Origin of the sequence: Tepidimonas sp. (genome assembly GCF_029335975.1) — a bacterium.
GTDB lineage: Bacteria > Pseudomonadota > Gammaproteobacteria > Burkholderiales > Burkholderiaceae_C > Tepidimonas.
The window spans coordinates 1-18560 of the sequence record NZ_JARJMT020000045.1; the positions used below are offsets into that span (position 1 = coordinate 1).

Annotated in this window: 16 protein-coding genes and 2 pseudogenes; 15 read left to right on the forward strand and 3 right to left on the reverse strand. The window is 65.9% G+C overall.

Going from position 1 to position 18560, the window contains the following annotated elements:
• On the reverse strand, positions 1–199 hold a 199-nt coding region (locus P3W97_RS02490), incomplete at its 3' end, for a kinase/pyrophosphorylase (RefSeq protein WP_300843457.1).
• A 181-nt stretch (positions 200–380) separates the two neighbouring features.
• On the opposite strand from P3W97_RS02490, the gene ppsA reads away from it, so the two are divergent.
• The 5 genes from ppsA to P3W97_RS02515 are packed head-to-tail and all read left to right on the forward strand — an operon-like array spanning position 381 to position 8399.
• A complete protein-coding gene (gene ppsA, locus P3W97_RS02495; protein ID WP_300843459.1) occupies positions 381–2774 on the forward strand; it encodes a phosphoenolpyruvate synthase in 2394 nt (797 codons plus the stop codon).
• Positions 2775–2807: 33 nt separating this feature from the next.
• Complete coding sequence (locus tag P3W97_RS02500) at positions 2808–3020, forward strand: hypothetical protein (protein ID WP_300843461.1); 213 nt, start codon at positions 2808–2810, stop codon at positions 3018–3020.
• A gap of 22 nt (positions 3021–3042) precedes the next feature.
• Positions 3043–5799, forward strand: coding sequence for a sensor histidine kinase (locus tag P3W97_RS02505; protein ID WP_300843463.1), 2757 nt, complete (start codon positions 3043–3045; stop codon positions 5797–5799).
• 24 nt (positions 5800–5823) lie between these two features.
• On the forward strand, positions 5824–6198 hold the full coding sequence (locus tag P3W97_RS02510; RefSeq protein WP_300843465.1) for a response regulator: 375 nt from the start codon (positions 5824–5826) through the stop codon (positions 6196–6198).
• A complete protein-coding gene (locus P3W97_RS02515) occupies positions 6195–8399 on the forward strand; it encodes an exonuclease domain-containing protein (RefSeq protein WP_300843466.1) in 2205 nt (734 codons plus the stop codon). Before P3W97_RS02510 ends, P3W97_RS02515 begins: the two co-directional genes overlap by 4 nt.
• Positions 8400–8468: 69 nt before the next feature.
• Here the strand turns inward: P3W97_RS02515 and P3W97_RS02520 are convergent, their stop codons facing one another.
• On the reverse strand, positions 8469–9932 hold the full coding sequence (locus tag P3W97_RS02520) for a putative nucleotidyltransferase substrate binding domain-containing protein (protein WP_300843468.1): 1464 nt from the start codon (positions 9930–9932) through the stop codon (positions 8469–8471).
• A 125-nt stretch (positions 9933–10057) separates the two neighbouring features.
• Between P3W97_RS02520 and P3W97_RS02525 the strand changes: the two genes are divergently transcribed.
• From P3W97_RS02525 to rplI, 5 genes are all read left to right on the forward strand, one after another.
• Positions 10058–12139 (forward strand): sodium:solute symporter family protein, encoded by a 2082-nt coding sequence (locus tag P3W97_RS02525; RefSeq protein WP_300843489.1) that lies wholly within the window; start codon positions 10058–10060, stop codon positions 12137–12139.
• 65 nt (positions 12140–12204) lie between these two features.
• Entirely contained in the window at positions 12205–12567 is a 363-nt protein-coding gene (gene rpsF / locus P3W97_RS02530) for a 30S ribosomal protein S6 (protein ID WP_068609356.1), read from the forward strand.
• Positions 12564–12881, forward strand: a complete 318-nt coding sequence (gene priB / locus P3W97_RS02535; protein WP_300843475.1) for a primosomal replication protein N — start codon at positions 12564–12566, stop codon at positions 12879–12881. Before rpsF ends, priB begins: the two co-directional genes overlap by 4 nt.
• 9 nt (positions 12882–12890) lie before the next feature.
• Complete coding sequence (rpsR, locus tag P3W97_RS02540; protein WP_300843477.1) at positions 12891–13169, forward strand: 30S ribosomal protein S18; 279 nt, start codon at positions 12891–12893, stop codon at positions 13167–13169.
• Positions 13170–13183: 14 nt separating this feature from the next.
• Positions 13184–13636 carry a 50S ribosomal protein L9 gene (gene rplI / locus P3W97_RS02545; RefSeq protein WP_300843479.1) on the forward strand — a complete coding sequence of 151 codons (453 nt, stop codon included), beginning with the start codon at positions 13184–13186 and terminating at the stop codon, positions 13634–13636.
• Between the two features lie 75 nt (positions 13637–13711).
• On the opposite strand, the gene P3W97_RS02550 is transcribed toward rplI, so the two are convergent.
• Positions 13712–14536, reverse strand: coding sequence for an outer membrane protein assembly factor BamD (locus tag P3W97_RS02550; RefSeq protein WP_300843481.1), 825 nt, complete (start codon positions 14534–14536; stop codon positions 13712–13714).
• A 36-nt stretch (positions 14537–14572) separates the two neighbouring features.
• Here P3W97_RS02550 and P3W97_RS02555 point away from each other — a divergent pair, with 36 nt between their 5' ends.
• The 5 genes and pseudogenes from P3W97_RS02555 to rlmN form a co-directional block, all read left to right on the forward strand.
• Positions 14573–15673 (forward strand): RluA family pseudouridine synthase, encoded by a 1101-nt coding sequence (locus P3W97_RS02555; RefSeq protein ID WP_300843483.1) that lies wholly within the window; start codon positions 14573–14575, stop codon positions 15671–15673.
• A pseudogene (scpB, locus tag P3W97_RS02560) lies at positions 15670–16170 on the forward strand (SMC-Scp complex subunit ScpB); the annotation flags it as partial. The gene P3W97_RS02555 and the pseudogene scpB, both read left to right, overlap by 4 nt.
• Positions 16171–16430: 260 nt before the next feature.
• Positions 16431–17138 (forward strand): annotated as a pseudogene (gene rluB, locus P3W97_RS02565) (23S rRNA pseudouridine(2605) synthase RluB); the annotation flags it as partial.
• Positions 17139–17348: 210 nt separating this feature from the next.
• Complete coding sequence (gene ndk, locus P3W97_RS02570) at positions 17349–17774, forward strand: nucleoside-diphosphate kinase (protein WP_300843485.1); 426 nt, start codon at positions 17349–17351, stop codon at positions 17772–17774.
• Between the two features lie 7 nt (positions 17775–17781).
• A partial coding sequence (gene rlmN, locus P3W97_RS02575; RefSeq protein WP_300843487.1) for a 23S rRNA (adenine(2503)-C(2))-methyltransferase RlmN occupies positions 17782–18560 on the forward strand: 779 nt, incomplete at its 3' end.

Here is an 18560-nt window from a genome sequence, read left to right on the forward strand (position 1 = left end):
AAACCAGCGGCCGCTTGCCGTCCACCGCCGCTGCGTGGTTGATCTGGCGCACCGCCTGGTGGGCCTTGTCGACGTTGTCGATGAAGGGCAGGCGCACGCGCTTGGGGTGAATTTCGAACTGTTTGAGCAACGCATCGGCGAATGTTTCGGCGGTAATGCCGGTGCCATCGGAGACGAAGAAAACGGAGCGGTTGGGCATGATCGGTCGGCTGGCAGGGGGCGCCGGCGGCAGGGCGGCAACTTACAATCGTCACATTATCGCCACTGGCTGCGGCGGTCGGTGTCGGCCACCTGTGCCGAGTACTGCGGGGCTTAAAACAACCACAAGCAAGCGCCCCCGATGGCGGGACCGGTTTTGTAACATCGTGGAGATTCCAATCATGTCCAATCGCTTTCCCCCCGATGCGCTCGTGGTGCCCTTCGAGCAGCTGCGCATGGCCGACGTCGAGACCGTTGGCGGCAAGAACGCCAGCCTTGGCGAGATGATTTCGCAGCTGCCGCAGGGTGTGCGCGTGCCGACAGGCTTTGCCACCACGGCGCATGCGTTTCGCCGGTTCCTCCAGCACGGCGGGCTGGACGCGCGCATCGACGCGCTGCTGTCCCAGCTCGACGCCGATGATGTCAAGGCGCTGGCGGCCATCGGCGCCGAGATCCGCGCCATGGTCGAGGCGCAGCCTTTCCCGCCTGAGCTGGAGGCCGCGATCCGCGAGGCCTACGCGCGCCTGGACGGGGGGCAGAACGCTAGCTACGCGGTGCGCTCCTCCGCCACCGCCGAGGACCTGCCCGACGCCTCGTTTGCTGGCCAGCAGGAGACCTTCCTCAATGTCGCTGGGATCGAGGCGATCTTGCACAAAATCAAGGAGGTCTTTGCCAGTCTCTACAACGACCGCGCCATCAGCTACCGCGTGCACAAGGGCTTTGCGCACAGCGAGGTGGCGCTGTCGGCCGGTGTGCAGCGCATGGTGCGATCCGACTTGGGCGCTTCGGGCGTTATGTTCACCATCGACACCGAAAGCGGCTTTCAGGACGTGGTGTTCATCACCGCCAGCTACGGCCTGGGCGAGACGGTGGTGCAAGGCGCCGTCAACCCGGATGAGTTCTACGTCCACAAGCCGATGCTCAAGGCCGGCAAGCACGCCATCATCCGCCGCAACCTCGGCAGCAAGCTCATCCAAATGGTATTCGCCACGCCCGAGGAGAAGGCTGCCGGCGGCAAGCTGGTCAAAACGGTGGATGTGCCGGTGGAGCAGCGCAACCGCTACAGCCTGACGGATGCCGATGTGCTGGAACTCGCGCGCTATGCCTTGATCATCGAGCAGCACTACGGCCGCCCGATGGACATCGAGTGGGGCAAGGACGGGGTCGACGGCCAGATTTACATCTTGCAGGCGCGCCCAGAGACCGTCAAGAGCCAAGCTGCCGGGCAGGTGGAGCTGCGCTACAAGCTCAAGGCCAAGGGCCCGGTGCTGGTCAGCGGCCGCGCCATCGGCCAGAAGATCGGCACCGGCAAGGTGCGCATCGTGCACTCGATCGCCGAGATGGACAAGGTGCAGGCCGGCGATGTGCTGGTCACCGACATGACCGACCCCAATTGGGAGCCGATCATGAAGCGTGCCAGTGCCATCGTCACCAACCGCGGCGGGCGCACCTGCCATGCGGCCATCATCGCGCGCGAGCTGGGCATTCCCGCCGTGGTGGGCTGCGGCCATGCCACCGATGCGCTCAAGGACGGCCAACTCGTCACCGTCAGCTGCGCGGAAGGCGACACCGGCCACATCTACGAGGGGCTGCTGGAAACCGAGATCACTGAGGTCAAACGCGGCGAAATGCCGGATTTGCCGGTCAAGATCATGATGAATGTCGGCAATCCGCAGCTCGCCTTTGACTTCGCGCAGATCCCCAACGGCGGTGTTGGCCTGGCGCGGCTGGAGTTCATCATCAACAACAACATCGGTGTGCACCCGAAGGCGATCCTCGACTATCCCAACGTCGATGCGGACCTCAAGCGCGCGGTGGAGTCGGCCGCGCGCGGCCACGCCAGCCCGCGCGCCTTCTACGTCGATAAAGTGGCTGAGGGCGTGGCCACGATCGCTGCGGCGTTTTGGCCCAAGCCGGTCATCGTGCGGCTGTCGGATTTCAAGAGCAACGAGTACCGCAAGCTCATCGGCGGCAGCCGCTACGAGCCCGATGAAGAAAACCCGATGCTGGGCTTTCGCGGCGCAGCGCGCTACATCAGCGACGAGTTTGCCGAGGCCTTCGCGATGGAGGTGGAAGCGATCCAGCGCGTGCGCGGGCAGATGGGGCTGACCAATGTGCAGGTGATGGTGCCCTTCGTTCGTACGCTGGCGCAGGCCCAGCGCGTCACCGAACGGCTGGCCGAGATGGGCTTGAAACGCGGCGAGCACGATCTCAAACTCATCATGATGTGCGAGATTCCGAGCAACGCGGTGCTGGCTGAGCAATTCCTGGCCTTCTTTGACGGCTTCTCGATCGGCTCCAACGACCTGACCCAGCTCACGCTCGGTTTGGACCGAGACTCCGGATTGGAGCTGCTGGCGCACGACTTCGACGAGCGCGATCCGGCGGTGCTGGCGCTCATCGAGCGCGCGATCGCGGCCTGCCGCGCGCAGGACAAGTACATCGGCATCTGCGGGCAGGGTCCCAGCGACCATCCGGACTTTGCACGCTGGCTGATGGAGCGCGGCATCAGCTCGATCTCGCTCAACCCGGATACGGTCGTGGACACCTGGCAACGGCTGGCCGGGCAGGGCTGAATCACTGATTGGCGCCAGCCGCATCCCATCACCATGGCCGCAGCGCCCGCCCCATCCTCCGATGAGCCACGGCTGTGGGCTCTATTTGCCTGGGGTGTGCTGGCGTTCAACTTTCCGCTGCTGACTGTGTGGGCCTTCTGGGGCGAGCGGCTGGTGGGGGGCGCGCCCTTCGTGGTGGCCTTGTTTGCTGTGTGGGCGGCGCTGATCGCCGTCCTCGCCTGGCTCATGGAGCGCGCACCGGATTGACGCCCGGTGGCGCAGTCGGTCGATGTCGCCCGTTCTCGTCGCCGCCGCATCGTTTGCTTACCTGGGGCTATTGTTCGGTGTGGCCCATTGGGCCGACCGCCGGGCGCGCCAGGGGCGTTCAGTCATCGGCAGCGCCTGGGTATATGCCTTGTCGATGGCGGTCTACTGCACCGCTTGGACATACTTTGGCAGCGTAGGGCGTGCGGCCACGGGTGGTCTGTGGTTTTTGCCCATCTATCTGGGGCCGACCCTGGCCATGGTGCTGGGCTGGGCCGTCCTGCGCAAGATGGTGCGGATTGCGCGCACCTACCGCATCACCACCATTGCAGATTTCATTGGCAGCCGCTATGGCAAAAGCCCCGCACTGGCTGGCCTGGTCACGCTGATCACCGTCGTCGGCATCGTTCCGTACATCGCCTTGCAGCTCAAGGGCATCGCAGTCGCCTATGCGGTGGTGACCGACGGGGCCGCGCATGGCTCCGGCACGCCCCCTTGGTGGCGCGAGAGCACCTTCTACCTGGCGCTGGGGCTGGCGGCATTCACGATCGCGTTTGGCGTGCGGCACTGGGATAGCACCGAGCGCCATGAGGGCATGGTCGCTGCCATCGCGTTCGAGTCGCTGGTCAAACTGCTGGCATTTTTGGCGGTGGGTATTTTCGTCACATGGGGACTGTTCGACGGCTGGAGCGACATCGTCGCGCGGGCCCGACAGGTGCCTGAGCTGACGCGGCTGCTCACGCTCGGCGACGCCGGAGCGTTCGCCTGGTCGAGCTGGTTGGCCTTGACGGTGTTGGCGGGCCTGTCGGTGTTGCTGCTGCCGCGTCAATTTCAGGTCATGGTGGTCGAGGCGGTCGATGAACGGCACATTCGCCGTGCGGCCTGGGTATTCCCGCTTTATCTGTGGCTGATCAATCTGTTCGTGCTGCCGATTGCGCTGGCCGGGCTGCTGTGGTTTGGCACCGCTTCCCCCGAGGCCGAGATTTTTGTGCTGCGGCTGCCCCAGGTCGCCGGAGCGGATGCCCTGGTGCTGTTGGCCTTCATCGGGGGGCTGTCTGCGGCCACCGGCATGGTGATCGTCGAGACCATCGCAGTGGCCACCATGGTGTGTAACGACTTGGTGCTGCCGTGGTGGCTGCGACACGCCGCGCGGGGCCGCTCAGCCGTCGATTTGACACGCCCGATTCTCTATATACGGCGCGGGGCGATACTGGTGCTGTTGTTATTGGGCTACGCATACTACCGGGTGGCGGGCGATGCCTATGCGCTCGTGAGCATTGGCCTGATCAGTTTTGCCGCCGTGGCCCAGTTTGCGCCCGCGCTGCTGGGCGGTATGTATTGGAAAGGTGCCAGCCGCGACGGTGCCATGGCCGGATTGCTCGGCGGCTTTGCGGTCTGGGCCTACACCTTGATGCTGCCTTCGCTAGCCAAATCGGGATGGTTGCCCGCCACCTTCGTGACCGAGGGCTTGCTTGGCATGGACTGGCTGCGGCCAGAAGCCCTGCTCGGGCTGCAAGGGTTCGATCCGCTCACGCACGCCCTGTTTTGGAGTCTGCTGGTCAATGTCGGCCTGTACCTTGGTGTGTCGCTGGTGCGCCAGCCAGGTGCAGCCGAAACCAGCCAGGCGCTGTTGTTCGTCGATGTGTTCGAGCGCTCGGGCGGGCAGGAGCGTCCCGTATTCTGGCGTGGAGAAGCCTCTTTGTCGGCACTGGAAGCGCTGCTGGCGCGCGTGCTCGGGACCGAGCGCGCGCGTGCGCTGCTGGACGAACAGGCCCGCGTGCGTGGGGTGCCGGTGGCGGCCCTGCCAGCCGACGCAGCCCTGGTCCACTGGGTGGAGACGCAACTGGCAGGGGCCGTGGGCAGCGCATCGGCCCGACGGCTGGTGGCTTCGGTGGTGGAGGAGCAGCCCCTGCAGGTCGAGGATGTCCTCGACATTTTGCAAGAAACCGGACGGCTGCGGGCCTTGTCGCGCGCGCTGGAGGACAAATCCCGATCACTGGAGCGCGCCACGGCCGAGTTGCGCGCAGCCAACGAGCGGCTGCAGGAGTTGGACCGCCTGAAAGACGATTTCATGTCGTCCGTGACCCATGAACTGCGCACGCCCTTGACCTCGATCAGGGCCTTGTCCGAAATCATGCGCGACGATCCCCACATGGATGTGGCGCAGCGTGAGCAGTTTCTGGGTATCGTGGTGGCCGAGACCGAGCGGCTGACACGCCTGGTCAATCAGGTGCTGGATCTGGCCAAGATCGAGTCCGGCCACGCCGTCTGGGTGGTGGCCGACGTGGACCTGGTGGCCGTGGTGCAGCGGGCCGTGCAAGCGGCCGCGCCCTTGCTGCGCGACCGCGGGGCACAGTTGGCGCTGGAGCTGCCGCCCGGCCCTCTGCCGGTGCGCGCCGATGCCGACCGGCTGCAGCAGGTGCTCATGAATTTGTTGTCCAACGCAGCAAAGTTCGTCCCAGCCCACAAGGGGCGGGTACGGGTGCGTGTGGTCCCATCACGGGCCCAGGACGGCACGCCCTGGGTTAGCGTCGAAGTGCACGACAATGGGCCAGGGGTCCCCCTGGCTGAGCAGGCGGTGATTTTCGAGAAATTTCGCCAGGGCGGCGCTGCGCTGGAGCGACCGGCGGGCACCGGCTTGGGCTTGCCGATCAGCCGCCGCATCATCGAGCATTTGGGCGGGCGCCTGTGGCTTCGATCGACACCGGGCGAAGGTGCCTGCTTTGGCTTTGACCTGCCGCTGCGGCCCCCCGGTGGCGCTGATCCAGCCCCTAGCCCTTAAAAGAGAAGACGAGGAGACGTTCCCATGGGCAAACGCATACTGATCGTGGATGACGAACCCAATATCCTGATCTCGCTGGAGTTTCTGATGAAGCGCGAGGGCTATGAGGTGCAGGTGGCCCGTGACGGGGAAGAGGGCCTGGCCCTCGCCAGCACCTGGCGGCCGGATGTGGTGCTGCTCGACGTCATGATGCCGCGCAAGAGCGGCTTCGACGTGTGCCAAGCCATCCGCGCCGATGCCGCGCTGGCGGGCATGCGCATCGTCATGCTCACTGCCAAGGGACGGGACACCGATGTTGCCAAGGGGCTGGCGCTTGGGGCAGACACCTATCTGACCAAACCCTTCTCCACGCAGGAGCTGGTGCGCCGGGTCAGGGAGCTGCTGGGGGCACAGGGGTGAGGCGGCGCGTCGATCCGCGCCTGTGGTGGCTGCTGTCCGCTGCCGCGGCCGTGTCACTGGGCTGGCTGGCAGTGACCGTAGGGCTGATCGCCATCACGCTAGAGACCGAGGCCCGCATGCGCATGCTCGATTTGCTGGGCGATCGCTGGGGTTTCGTGCTGCTGATGTGGCTGGTGGGCATGGCGGCCATCGCGTGGGCGCTGCAGCGCGCCTTTGATGTCGGTGTGCACCCATGGCGGCGGCTGGCCGAAGAGGCCCAGGTGCTGCTGACCGCGCAGGGGGCACCCGCCTTGCGCGAGCGCGGCCCAGCCGAAGTGCGACGAGTGGCGCAGTTGTTCAACCAACTGGTGCAGCAGCGCGAAGCGTGGCGTGCTCAGTTGGACGAGCGGGTGCGCGAAGCGGCGCGCGGCATCGAACAAGAGAAATCGCGCCTGGCTGCTCTGATGTCAGAACTGACCCAAAGCGTCGTCGTGTGCAATCTCGACGGGCGCGTCTTGCTCTACAACAACCGGGCGCGCTGGCAATTCCGCGCCCTCTCTCAAGCGCCCACCTTGGCCGGTGGGGCCGAGCTGATCGGCTTGGGACGCTCCATCTACACCGTGTTCGACCGCGCGGTCATTGCGCATGCGCTTGAGAGCATTCGCCAGCGCATACGGCGCGGGGCGGCGCACCCCAGTGCCCAGTTTGTCACCACCACACGTGGCGGGCAATTGCTCCGGGTGCAGGTGGCCCCGGTGCGGCAGGTGGAAGACCGCGAGGGAGCGGATCAGGATCTGGCCGGCTTCGTCCTCGTGCTCGACAACATCACCCGCGAGCATGAGCAGGCGGCGGCGCGCGAGCGACTCTGGCTCGACCTGACCGAAGGCAGCCGCCGTTGTCTGGCCAATGTGCGCGCGGCGCTGGAGGTGCTGGAGCTGCCAGAGGCTGATCCCGGGCTGCGTCAGCGGCTGCTGGATGTGGTGCGCGGCGAGGTCCAGGCGCTGGGTGAGCGGGTGCAGCGCCTGGTGGCCGACAGCACCGCGCAATGGGGCAGTCAATGGCCCATGGAGGACATGCTCGGCGCCGATCTGATGGCGGCGATCGAGCGCCGCCTGGTCGATGTGCAGGGGCTGCAGGTTGCCATGGGGCCCGTCGATGGCGAGGTTTGGCTGCGCATCGAGAGCTTTACCCTGATCCAGGCCGTGGTCTATCTGGCGCGCCGGCTGCACGAGGAGCAGGGCGTTGCCGCGCTCACCCTGCGGCTGCAGCCGGCGGCCCCGGTGGCAGCCGGGCGGGCCAGCCCCCAGGCGCATTTAGATCTGGTCTGGCCTGCTCCAGCCGGCGAGGCGTCGATTGCGGGCTTGATGGGCTGGGAGTTGGACCCGATGCGGGTGGGCGATGGGGGCTTGGCTGCGAGTGTGCGCGATGTGGTGGAGCGCCACGGCGGCGCCCTGTGGGCGGAGGCGGATGAGCAGACCGGCCAGGCTTGCTTCCGAATGCTGTTGCCGGCCATCGAACCCGCAGAGCCAGTCGATGCTACCCCCCTCGTGCGCACCGAAAGCCGGCCCGAGTATTACGACTTCGACCTGTTTCGTCAGTCCCCTGCGGCGCAGGCCTTGGACGATGTGCCGCTTACCGCGCTGGCCTACACCGTCTTCGATACCGAGACCACGGGGCTCAACCCGTCCCAGGGCGATGAAATCATCCAAATCGGCGCCACGCGCATCGTCAACGGCAAGCTGCTGCGGCACGAAAGCTTCGAGCAGCTCGTCAACCCGCGCCGCGCCATTCCCCGCGAATCCATCCCCATTCACGGCATCACCCCCGAGATGGTCGTCGATCAGCCCGACATCACCCAGGTGCTGCCGGCTTTCCATGCCTTTGCGCGCGACACCGTCCTGGTCGCGCACAATGCAGCCTTCGATATGCGGTTTTTGCAGCTCAAGGAAAAGCTGACCGGCTTGGTGTTCGACCATCCCGTTCTCGACACCTTGTTGTTGTCGGCCGTGGTCCACCCCGCGCAAGCATCGCACCGGCTGGAAGAGATTGCGGCCCGCTTCGGCATCCCGGTGATCGGGCGCCACACAGCCTTGGGGGACGCCTTCGTGACGGCGGAGGTGTTGCTGCGGCTCATTCCGCTGCTGGCTGAGCAGGGCATCCGCACGCTGGGCGAAGCCCGGCGCGCTGCCGAGCGCACCTACTACGCCCGATTGACCTATTGACGCCATTGGGCGGCCGCTCAGGATGGCCCTGGGCAGGGCGTCGGCCTTGACTGCGCGTCCAGCCGACCCTCAGAAGCGCCCCGCAAGGTAGCGCTTTTCCAGCACGCTCTGCAAATCCTTCACGACGCCAAAGGCATCTTTGAGATGGCGCCGCTCCAGCTCCGAGAGTTCATCCAGTCGTAAATAATTGTCCGCGGCCTGGCCGTCGGCCATCAGCCGGGCTTGGTGCTGGATGCGCAGTCCACCCAAAAAATCCAACGCGTCGATCAGGTCGCGCGTGCGTTCAGCGCTGATCTCGCCGCTGCTGGCGGCGGCCTGTAAGCGCTCGCGCGTGCTGACCGCGGCAATCCCGCCAGCCAACGCGTAGATACGCGCCAGGTCCACGATCGGCACGATGCCAGAGTGCTTGAGGTCCACCGTGCCTTCGTGCTCCCCGCGCCGGATGGTGTGGATCCCCCCCAGCCATCCCAGTGGCGGTTGATGGGTCAGCGCATTGCTCACCATGTGCGCCAGAAAGATCCGCTGCCCTGGCGTGCGCTGCAACACCTCGGCGCGCAAGGTGTCCAGCAGCGCACGTTCGCCGTGCACGAAGCGCTGGTCGAAAAAGACGCAGGTCAGCATCAGGGCCTTGGGCTCGGGACGCTCGATCCAGGCCCGGAAGTACTCGCGCCAACGGGCCAGCGGCTGCCGCCAGGTGTCGGTCATCGCCATCATCTCGCCGGGGCAGTAGATGTAGCCGCAGGCGTTGAGTCCGTCGCACACGAAGCGTGCCAGCGCCTCGAAGTAGGGGCCGTGCGCAGCGGGGTCGTAGCCATCATCCAGAATCAGGCAATTGTCTTGGTCGGATTTGGCCGTCTGTTCGTTGCGTCCCTGCGATCCAGCGGCCACCCAGGCATAGGGGACGGGGGGCGGGCCGTATTGCGCCTCGGCCAGTTGCAGCAGGCGCGAGGTCAGGGCATCGGTCATCGCCGAGACAATGCGCCCCGTGGCGTGTGCGCTGGTGCTGGCTGCAGCCAGTTGCCGCTGGAGCTGACCGATGCGGCTGGCGGTGGCCACCAGCTCTTCTACGGATTCTTGCCGGTAGATGGCACCGGCCAGATTGACGGCGGAGTTGCTCTGTTGCTGTTGCAAGTCGGTGCTGGAGATGACGCCGACCACCGTTTGCCCGTCCATCACCGGCACATGGTGTATGTTCAGCCGGGCCATGAGCAGCAGCGCGTCGAAAGCATGGTCGCCGATGTCCACCGTTTGCAGCGCGGTGGTGGCGATCTCGCTCACGGGGCGCGCGGGGTCCAGCCCCTCGGCCAGCACGCGGTTGCGCAAATCCCGGTCCGTCACCAGACCGACCAAGGCACCGTCGTCGCGGGCCAACAGCACCGACGAAATCCGATGCTCTCGCATGATCCGGGCGGTCGCCTGGATGGGCAGATCGGGAGGCACGGTCACCGGGGGGCGTCGCAACAAGGCCCGCACCGGCAGGGTGGCCAGCGGGATGGAATCGTCGACCGGTCGTGCGTCATGGGGTGTGTGCATGGCAGGAGTGGCCCGGCAGGAATGAAAACCGCTACGATGTCATGCTACACCTTGGCAGCTCGTGACTGAAAATGACGGTTGTCACGGTTTTGCGTTGCGTCAAGCCGTCGCTGCGTTTTCGTGCCATGCCTGCGTCGCCCGATCCCCCTCTGCGCCCCTTGCTGGATCGCCTGTACTGGCGTTTTACCTGGGGGTTCATTGGCTTTGTGTTGCTGCTGGGGCTGCTGGAACGCCTGGGCTGGTCCAAGAGTGCCATTGGCCTTTCCTTTTTGCTCGGCACCCTGGCCATCTATGCGACGATAGGGATCCTGGCCCGAACGATCGACCCCGTCGAGTACTACGTGGCCGGACGGCGCGTGCCAGCGTTTTACAACGGCATGGCGCTGGCGGCGGACTGGCTTTCGGCGGCTTCGTTTCTGGGGCTGGCAGGCACGCTGTATATACAGGGCTTTGGTGGCCTGGCCTTCCTGTTGGGTTGGACGGGCGGTTTCGTGCTGGTGGCCTTGTTTTTGGCGCCGTATCTGCGCCGCTTCGGACAATTCACCATTCCAGATTTTCTGGCCGAGCGCTACGGCGGCCCCGTGCCGCGGTTGCTGGGGGTGTTTGCGCTGCTGTTGTGTTCCTTCATCTATCTGGTGGCGCAGATTTACGGGGTGGGCTTGATCACCTCGCGCCTGACGGGGCTGGCTTTCGAGGTGGGGGTTTTCCTCTGTCTGGGCGGCATTCTGGTTTGCTCCTTTTTGGGGGGGATGCGGGCCGTGACGTGGACACAGGTCGCGCAATACATTGTCTTGATCCTGGCCTATGTCACCCCGGTGGTTTGGCTGTCCGTCAAGCAAACCGGCTGGCCCGTGCCTCAGCTCACCTACGGCATCCAACTGCAGAAAGTGACCGAGCGCGAGCAAGCCCTGGCCGAGAGCGCCCAGGAGCTCCATGTGCAGCACATCTGGGCCCACCAGGCCCATGTGCTGCGGGAGCGATTGCGCGACCCGGCCGCTGCCCTGGAGCGCGAGCGCGCACAGGCCGAGCGCCACATCGAGGCGCTGCGCCGCCAAGACGGTGATCCGGCGGATATCGCCGAAGCCGAGCGTCTGCTGTCGCGCCTGCCGCGCGACGAAGCTGCTGCGCGCGCGCTGTGGTCGCGCCAGCTCGAGCAGGCGCAGGCCAAAACCACCGCACTCGGGGGTATGCCGCCCCAGGCGCGCCCCTATGCGCAGGCCACCGCCGAGACAGGTCCACAGACGGGGGTTGAGCCCTCGCGTCGCAATTTTTTGGCGCTGGTGTTCTGCCTGGTGGTGGGGACCGCGGCTTTGCCCCACTTGCTGGTGCGCTTCTACACCGTTCCCAATGTGCGCCAGGCACGGCAGTCGGTGGCCTGGGGAGCGGGTTTCATCGCGCTGCTTTATCTCACGGCGCCAGCGCTGGCCGTGATGGTCAAGTTCGAGGTACTCAACGGTCTGGTCGGCACCTCGTTCGAGGCGCTGCCCCATTGGGTCAGCGCCTGGAGTCGGGTCGACCCCGGTCTGTTGTCGGTGCGCGATGTCAACCGCGATGGGGTGCTGCAGTTGGGCGAAATCACCATCGGTCCCGACATCATCGTGCTGGCCGCAGCCGAAATCGCGGGCCTGCCCTATGTCGTGGCCGGCCTGGTGGCGGCCGGGGGGCTGGCCGCGGCGCTGTCGACGGCCGACGGGCTGTTGCTGGTCATCACCAGCGCACTCAGCCACGACCTGTACTACAAGACTCTCGATCCGACCGCCGAAACGGCGCGCCGTGTCACCCTGTCCAAGGTGCTGCTGCTCGTGGTGGCCTTGTTTGCCGCCTACATCGCGGCACAGAAGCCGGCAGACATACTTTTCCTGGTCTCGGCAGCGTTTTCTTTGGCGGCTGCCGCCTTCTTTCCCGCGTTGGTGCTGGGCATCTTTTGGTCCCGGGCCAACGGGCCGGGCGCGGTGGCGGGTATGGTGGCGGGGCTGGCGGTCACCGTCTATTACATGGCCACGACGCAGCCGTGGCTGCGCGCGGCGCTGGGGTTGACTGGCGAGTCGCGCTTGTGGTGGGACATTCAGCCCATCGCGGCGGGGGTGTTTGGCGTTCCGGTCGGGCTGGCGGTGACGGTCTTCGTCAGCCTGCTCACCCCAGCGCCCTCGCCGCAGCGGCGCGCCTGGGTGCGCCGCTTGCGCTCCCCATTCGCTGGCAAGCTATAATATCGGGCTTCCTTGCCACACCCCAAGTTGACGCGGGGGTGGCAGTTGTTCCACAAGGAGAGTTCATGCGTCACTACGAAATCGTCATGCTGATCCACCCGGATCAGAGCGAGCAGGTGCCCGCCATGCTGGAGCGCTACAAGGGCATGATCACAGCCGGCGGGGGGGTCATCCACCGCGTCGAAGACTGGGGTCGTCGCCAGCTGGCGTACCAGATCAACAAGCTGTCCAAGGCCCACTATCTCTGCCTCAATATCGAGGCCGGGCAGGAGGTCATGAACGAGCTCGAGCACGCCTTCCGCTTCAACGACGCCGTCCTGCGTCATCTGGTGGTCCAGAAGAAGAAAGCCGAGACTGGCCCGTCAGCCATGATGAAGGCCGTCGAGCGCGAAGAGGCCCGCAAGGCGCAACAGGAAGCCGCTGCTTGACCCCAACAGGGGCGTGCGCGTCACCCACCAACCGCCTGGTGCTCGTGGCCACGCTCACCCAGTGCGCCGCCATGCGCTACACCCCGGCTGGCATCCCCGCGCTGGACGTGCTGTTGGAGCATGCGTCTGAGCAAGTGGAGGCCGGCCAGCCCAGGCGAGCGGCTCTGCGTTTGAAGGCGGTGGCGTTCGGCGCCGATGCCGAGCGACTCGCTGCCCAGCCGCTGGGAGCTGCGCTGTGGTGTGTGGGGTTTTTGACCTCCGCGCGCCGCGGCAATGGGGTCGTGTTCCACATCCAGGATTTCAAGCCGATTTAGGAAACCATCATGGCTGCACCGCAACGCAATCAGGGCAATCGCCCCAAGCGCGCCAGCAACAACTTGTTGTTCAAGCGCAAGAAGTTTTGTCGCTTCACCGTCACCGGCGTCGAGGAAGTCGACTACAAGGATATCGATACGCTGAAAGATTTCATTGCCGAAAACGGCAAGATCATTCCCGCTCGTTTGACTGGCACCCGTGCGATTTACCAGCGCCAGGTCGCCACCGCCATCAAGCGCGCGCGCTTCCTGGCGCTGTTGCCGTACACCGACCAGCACCGCGTCTGAAGGAGCCCACGAACATGCAAGTCATCCTGCTCGACAAGGTCGTCAACCTGGGCAATCTGGGCGACATCGTCAAGGTCAAAGACGGCTACGCCCGCAACTATCTGATTCCGACCGGCCGCGCTCGCCGGGCGACGCAGTCGGCCATCGATGAGTTCAATGCGCGTCGCGCCGAGCTCGAAAAGGTGGCCGCTGCCAAGCTGGCCGAGGCCCGGGCCCTGGGCGAAAAGCTCAATGGGCTGACCATCAAGCTGTCGCAAAAGGCGGGGGTGGACGGCCGACTGTTCGGCTCGGTCACCAACCACGACATCGCCGCCGAGCTGACCAAGGCTGGGTATCCAGTCGCCAAGTCCCAGGTTCGCATGCCCAACGGCGTGCTCAAGATGGTGGGCGACTACACGGTGTCCGTGGCGCTGCACACCGACGTGGTGGTGGACCTCAACGTCCAGGTGCTGGGCGAAACCGTCTGATCCGAAACCGTCTGATCCGTCAGGCGATTCTGTCGGCACACCAAAAGGTCGCCTCGCAGGCGGCCTTTTTTGCGGTCACCAGAGTTTCCACCACGGGCCGCTGTCGCGCCGAAAGCCTTGGGTGAGGAATGCGCTGGCAGGAAAGTTGGCCTCCAGCACGCGGCGGGCATCCCGCGCCTGGTCGGGCATGTCCAGCGCTTCGTACGACTTCATCAGGATGTAGAGCGCTTCTTCCGCCGCAGGGGCGTTGGGGAAATCCTGTAGGGCCGCCTGAGCGCGGTTGATCGCAGCCACGTAAGCCCCGCGCCGGTAGTAGTAGCGGGCGATATGCACCTCGGACTGCGCCAGGGAGTTGACGATGTATGTCATCCGTTGGCGCGCATCAGGGGCGTAGCGCGAGTCGGGGAAGCGCTCGACCAGTTCCTTGAAAGCCTCGAAGGACTCTTTGGCCGCCTTTTGGTCCCGCTCGGAGAGGTCTTGCTGTGAGATGAAGCCGAACAGCCCTAGGCTGTCGTTGAAATTGACCAGGCCCTTGAGGTAGAGGGCGTAATCCAGGGCAGGGCTGGCCGGATGCAGCTTGATGAAGCGCTCCAGCGTGGCGATGGCCTGGGCTTGTTCGCCGTTTTTGTAGTGGGCGTACGCCTTTTCCAGTTGGGCCTGTTGCGCCAACGGGGTGCCCGCGGCCCGGCCTTCGAGTTTCTCGAAGTACTGAATGGCTTTGTCGTAGTTGCCGGCCGCGCGCTCGTCCATGGCTTCGGCGTAGAGCTTGTTGGGGCTCCAGCCGGCGGTGACGTCCTTGTCGGGGCCGCTGGCGCAGCCGGCCAGCAAGGCGATGCCCACAGCGATGGCGGACAGAGTGGGCGTGTGCGGGCGATCGGCGGATAATCGATGGGTCTTCATTGGACGCCCCTCAGGCGCGCTGCCGAAGCAGCAAATATGGTGTCAAAAATTATAGAGGTCGAGGCCGACGTCGCGGCGCTGACCGAAGAGGCAGACGGCGGTTTGGCAGATCCCGGTGCCGAGTCGGAGTGGCGCTGCTTCGTGGTCGATGCCGACGGGCATGGCGAGCGGCTGGATCGGTGGCTGGCAGCGCGCGTGCCCGAAGTATCGCGCAGTTATGTGCAGCAGTTGATCGCCGTTGGGGCGGTGAGCTTGGACGGGGCGGTACAAGCCAAGGCGGCGCGGCGCTTGCGCGTGGGCGAGTCCCTGGCTATCGAGCTGCGCCCGACCGCGCAGGCGCAGGCTTTCCTGCCGCAGCCGATGGCCCTGCCCATCGTGTTCGAGGACGACCATCTGCTCGTCATCGACAAGCCGGCAGGCTGGGTGGTGCATCCTGCCGCCGGCCATTGGTCGGGGACCTTGCTCAACGCCCTGCTCGCACACCATGCAGCCGCCGCACGCTTGCCGCGGGCAGGCATCGTGCACCGGCTCGATAAAGACACGAGTGGACTGATGGTGGTGGCCAAGACGCCGAGGGCGTTCGATGCCTTGGTGGCGATGATCGCCGCGCGCGAGGTGCAGCGCATCTATGTGGCGCTGGCGGGTGGGCCGTGGCGACACCCGGACTGCGTGCGGGTCGATCAGGCGATTGGGCGCGATCCGCGCCAGCGCCTGCGCATGGCTGTGCATCCGCCCGACAGCGGCGCGGCCAAGCCGGCGCGCACGGACGTTCGGCGGCTCGACGGCAGCATGCCGGGGCGCGCCGAATGGGTGTTGGTGGGATGCAAGCTGCACACCGGGCGCACCCACCAGATTCGCGTCCATCTGGCCTGGCTGGGCCATCCGCTGCTCGGGGATGCGCTCTACGGCGGGCGGCGGGCGCTGGGCATGGAACGCCAGGCCCTGCACGCCGTCCGGCTGGGTCTGCGACACCCGGTCGGTGGGCAGTGGCTCGCCTTCGAGAGTCCGCTGCCGCCCGATCTGGCGGCTGCGGTCGCGGCGGCTGGCCTGCACTACAATCCCGCCCTCCTGCGGGCCGTGCGGCCCGAGGCTGAGCACCAAGGCCCTGGCAACGGCCGAATCACCGGCAGCGCATGAACACGACCGACGCCCGCCGCATTCTGGAAGCCGCGCTGTTGTGCTCGGCCCAACCCCTGTCCCTGCGGGAGCTGGGGGCGCTGTTCGACGGCGCCCTGGCGCCCGACACGCTGCGCCGCCTACTGGCGGATTTGCAGCTGGCCTGGGCAGACCGGGGGCTGGAGCTGGTGTGTGTAGCGAGCGGTTGGCGGTTTCAGAGTCGGCCGCAGCTGCGCCCGTTTTTGGACCGTTTGCACCCCGAAAAGCCGCCGCGCTACAGCCGCGCGGTGCTGGAGACCTTGGCGATCATCGCTTACCGACAGCCCGTGACCCGAGGGGACATGGAGGCCATTCGCGGCGTGACCATCGGCAGCCAGATCCTCAAACAGCTGGAAGACCGGGGTTGGGTCGAGGTGATTGGGCACCGCGAAACGGTAGGGCGCCCCGCGCTGTATGCAACGACGCGGCAGTTTTTGGATGACCTGGGTTTGGCGTCGCTGGACCAGTTGCCGCTGCTACAGGATGCTGACACGCCCGTCCGAGACGGCGCGGAGCTGGAGTCGGCCCTGACCGATGCGCTGAGCGGCGCTGGCGCCCAACGGCCTACCGACAACGATGCCCACGAGGTGGTTTGAGCGACCACGACGAACGAGAGACACTGATGAAGAAACCCTCCCTTGGCGCCCGATCCAGCGCCCCCCGTGTCCGCTCCGTGGCGGCTGCGCCCCGTCCCGCCCCGGCCGCTCGGCCCGCTGCCCGAGGGACGGGGGATACCCTCAAGCTGCACAAGGTGCTGGCGCAGGCCGGGCTGGGCTCGCGGGCGGACATGGAGCAAGCCATCGCCGCGGGCCGTGTCACGGTCAATGGGGAGGCGGCGCATGTGGGGCAGCGCATCGCCAGTGGCGATGTGATCAAGCTGGACGGCCGCCTGGTGCGCTGGCGCGCCATGCCGACCCGCCTGCCGCGCGTGCTGGCCTACCACAAGCCGACTGGCGAAGTCGTGACGCTGGATGATCCCGACAATCGTCCCACCGTGTTTCGCAACCTGCCGCGGCTGCGTTCGGGTAAGTGGATGGCGGTGGGGCGGCTGGATATCAACACGGAGGGGTTGCTGCTGTTTACCGACTCCGGCGAGTTGGCCAACCGTCTGATGCATCCGCGCTTCGGGCTGGAGCGCGAGTACGCCGTGCGCGTGCTGGGGGGCCTGTCGCAGGATGAGCGGCAGCGGCTGTTGGAGGGCATCGAGCTGGACGATGGTCCGGCCCAGTTTCGCTCCGTGGAGGACGGCGGCGGCGACGGTGCCAACCGCTGGTACCGGGTGACCATCGCCGAAGGCCGCAACCGCGAGGTGCGCCGCCTGTTCGAAGCGGTCGGCCATGCCGTCAGCCGCCTGATCCGGGTGCGCTACGGGGCCGTCGAGCTGCCGCGTGGCCTGCGCCGTGGCGCTTATATGGAGCTGGATCCGCGCGTTGTCGCCCAGCTCATGGAAGCGGCCGGTGCGCCCTTGCCCCCTCGGCCGTTGGTGTCCCGGCGCCGGCCTGGCCCGCCGCGCGGGGCGGGTCCGCGGCCGAGCCGTCCCCCCGCTCCGCAGCGCAGCGGGCGTGGGGCGGGGCAGGGCGCCCGTGCGCCCCGTCGCCGGGCCGGTTAAAATCTCCGGATTTATTTACCATCACCATCTCCAATCATTTCCATCATCATGGCCATTGAACGCACCCTTTCCATCATCAAGCCCGACGCGGTCGCCAAAAACGTGATTGGTCAGATCTACAGCCGCTTTGAGGCTGCTGGCCTCAAGATCATTGCGGCCAAGATGGTGCATCTCTCTCGCAGTGAGGCGGAGCAGTTCTACGCTGTCCACAAGGAGCGCCCGTTCTTCAAGGATCTGGTGGACTTCATGGTCTCCGGTCCGGTCATGGTACAAGTGCTCGAAGGCGAAAACGCTATCGCCAAGAACCGTGAACTGATGGGTGCCACCGACCCGAAGAAGGCTGCCCCTGGCACGATCCGCGCCGACTTCGCCGACAGCATCGATGCCAATGCGGTGCATGGCTCAGACGCCCCGGAAACCGCTGCCGTCGAGGTGGCGTTCTTCTTTCCGGGCATGAACATCTACTCCCGCTGACCATGTCATGACGGCCAATTTGCTCGATTTCGACCTCGAGGGGTTGGCCGCTTTTTGCGAGCGGCTCGGACACAAGCGTTTCCGGGCTGTCCAGTTGTTTCGCTGGATCCACCACAAAGGTGTCGCGCGCTTCGAGGACATGACCGACCTGGCGCGAGACCTGCGCGAGCGCCTGCCGTCGCTTGCATGCATTCAGCACTTGCCGGTGCTGGCCGAGCAGGCCTCGGCCGATGGCACCATCAAATGGTTGTTCGATGTCGGCGACGGCAATGCGGTGGAGGCCGTCTACATCCCCGAGGACGACCGCAGCACGCTGTGCATCTCCAGCCAGGCCGGCTGTGCGGTCGGCTGTCGCTTTTGTTCCACGGGCCACCAGGGCTTTAGCCGCAACCTCACCACGGGCGAGATCATCGCCCAGCTCTGGTACGCCGAGCACGAGCTGCGGCGACGCCTGGGAACGAGCGAGCGCGTCATTTCCAATGTTGTGATGATGGGCATGGGCGAGCCGCTGCAAAACTACGGGGCTCTCATTCCCGCCTTGCGCGTGATGCTCGACGACCATGGCTACGGCCTGTCGCGTCGGCGGGTGACGGTGTCGACTTCGGGCGTGGTGCCGATGATGGACCGGCTGGCGCAGGATTGCCCGGTCGCCTTGGCCGTGTCGCTGCACGCCCCCAACGATGCGTTGCGCGACCGACTGGTGCCGCTCAACCGCAAATACCCGTTGCACGAGTTGTTGGACGCCTGTTTGCGCTATTTGCCCGCTGCGCCGCGCGACTTCATCAC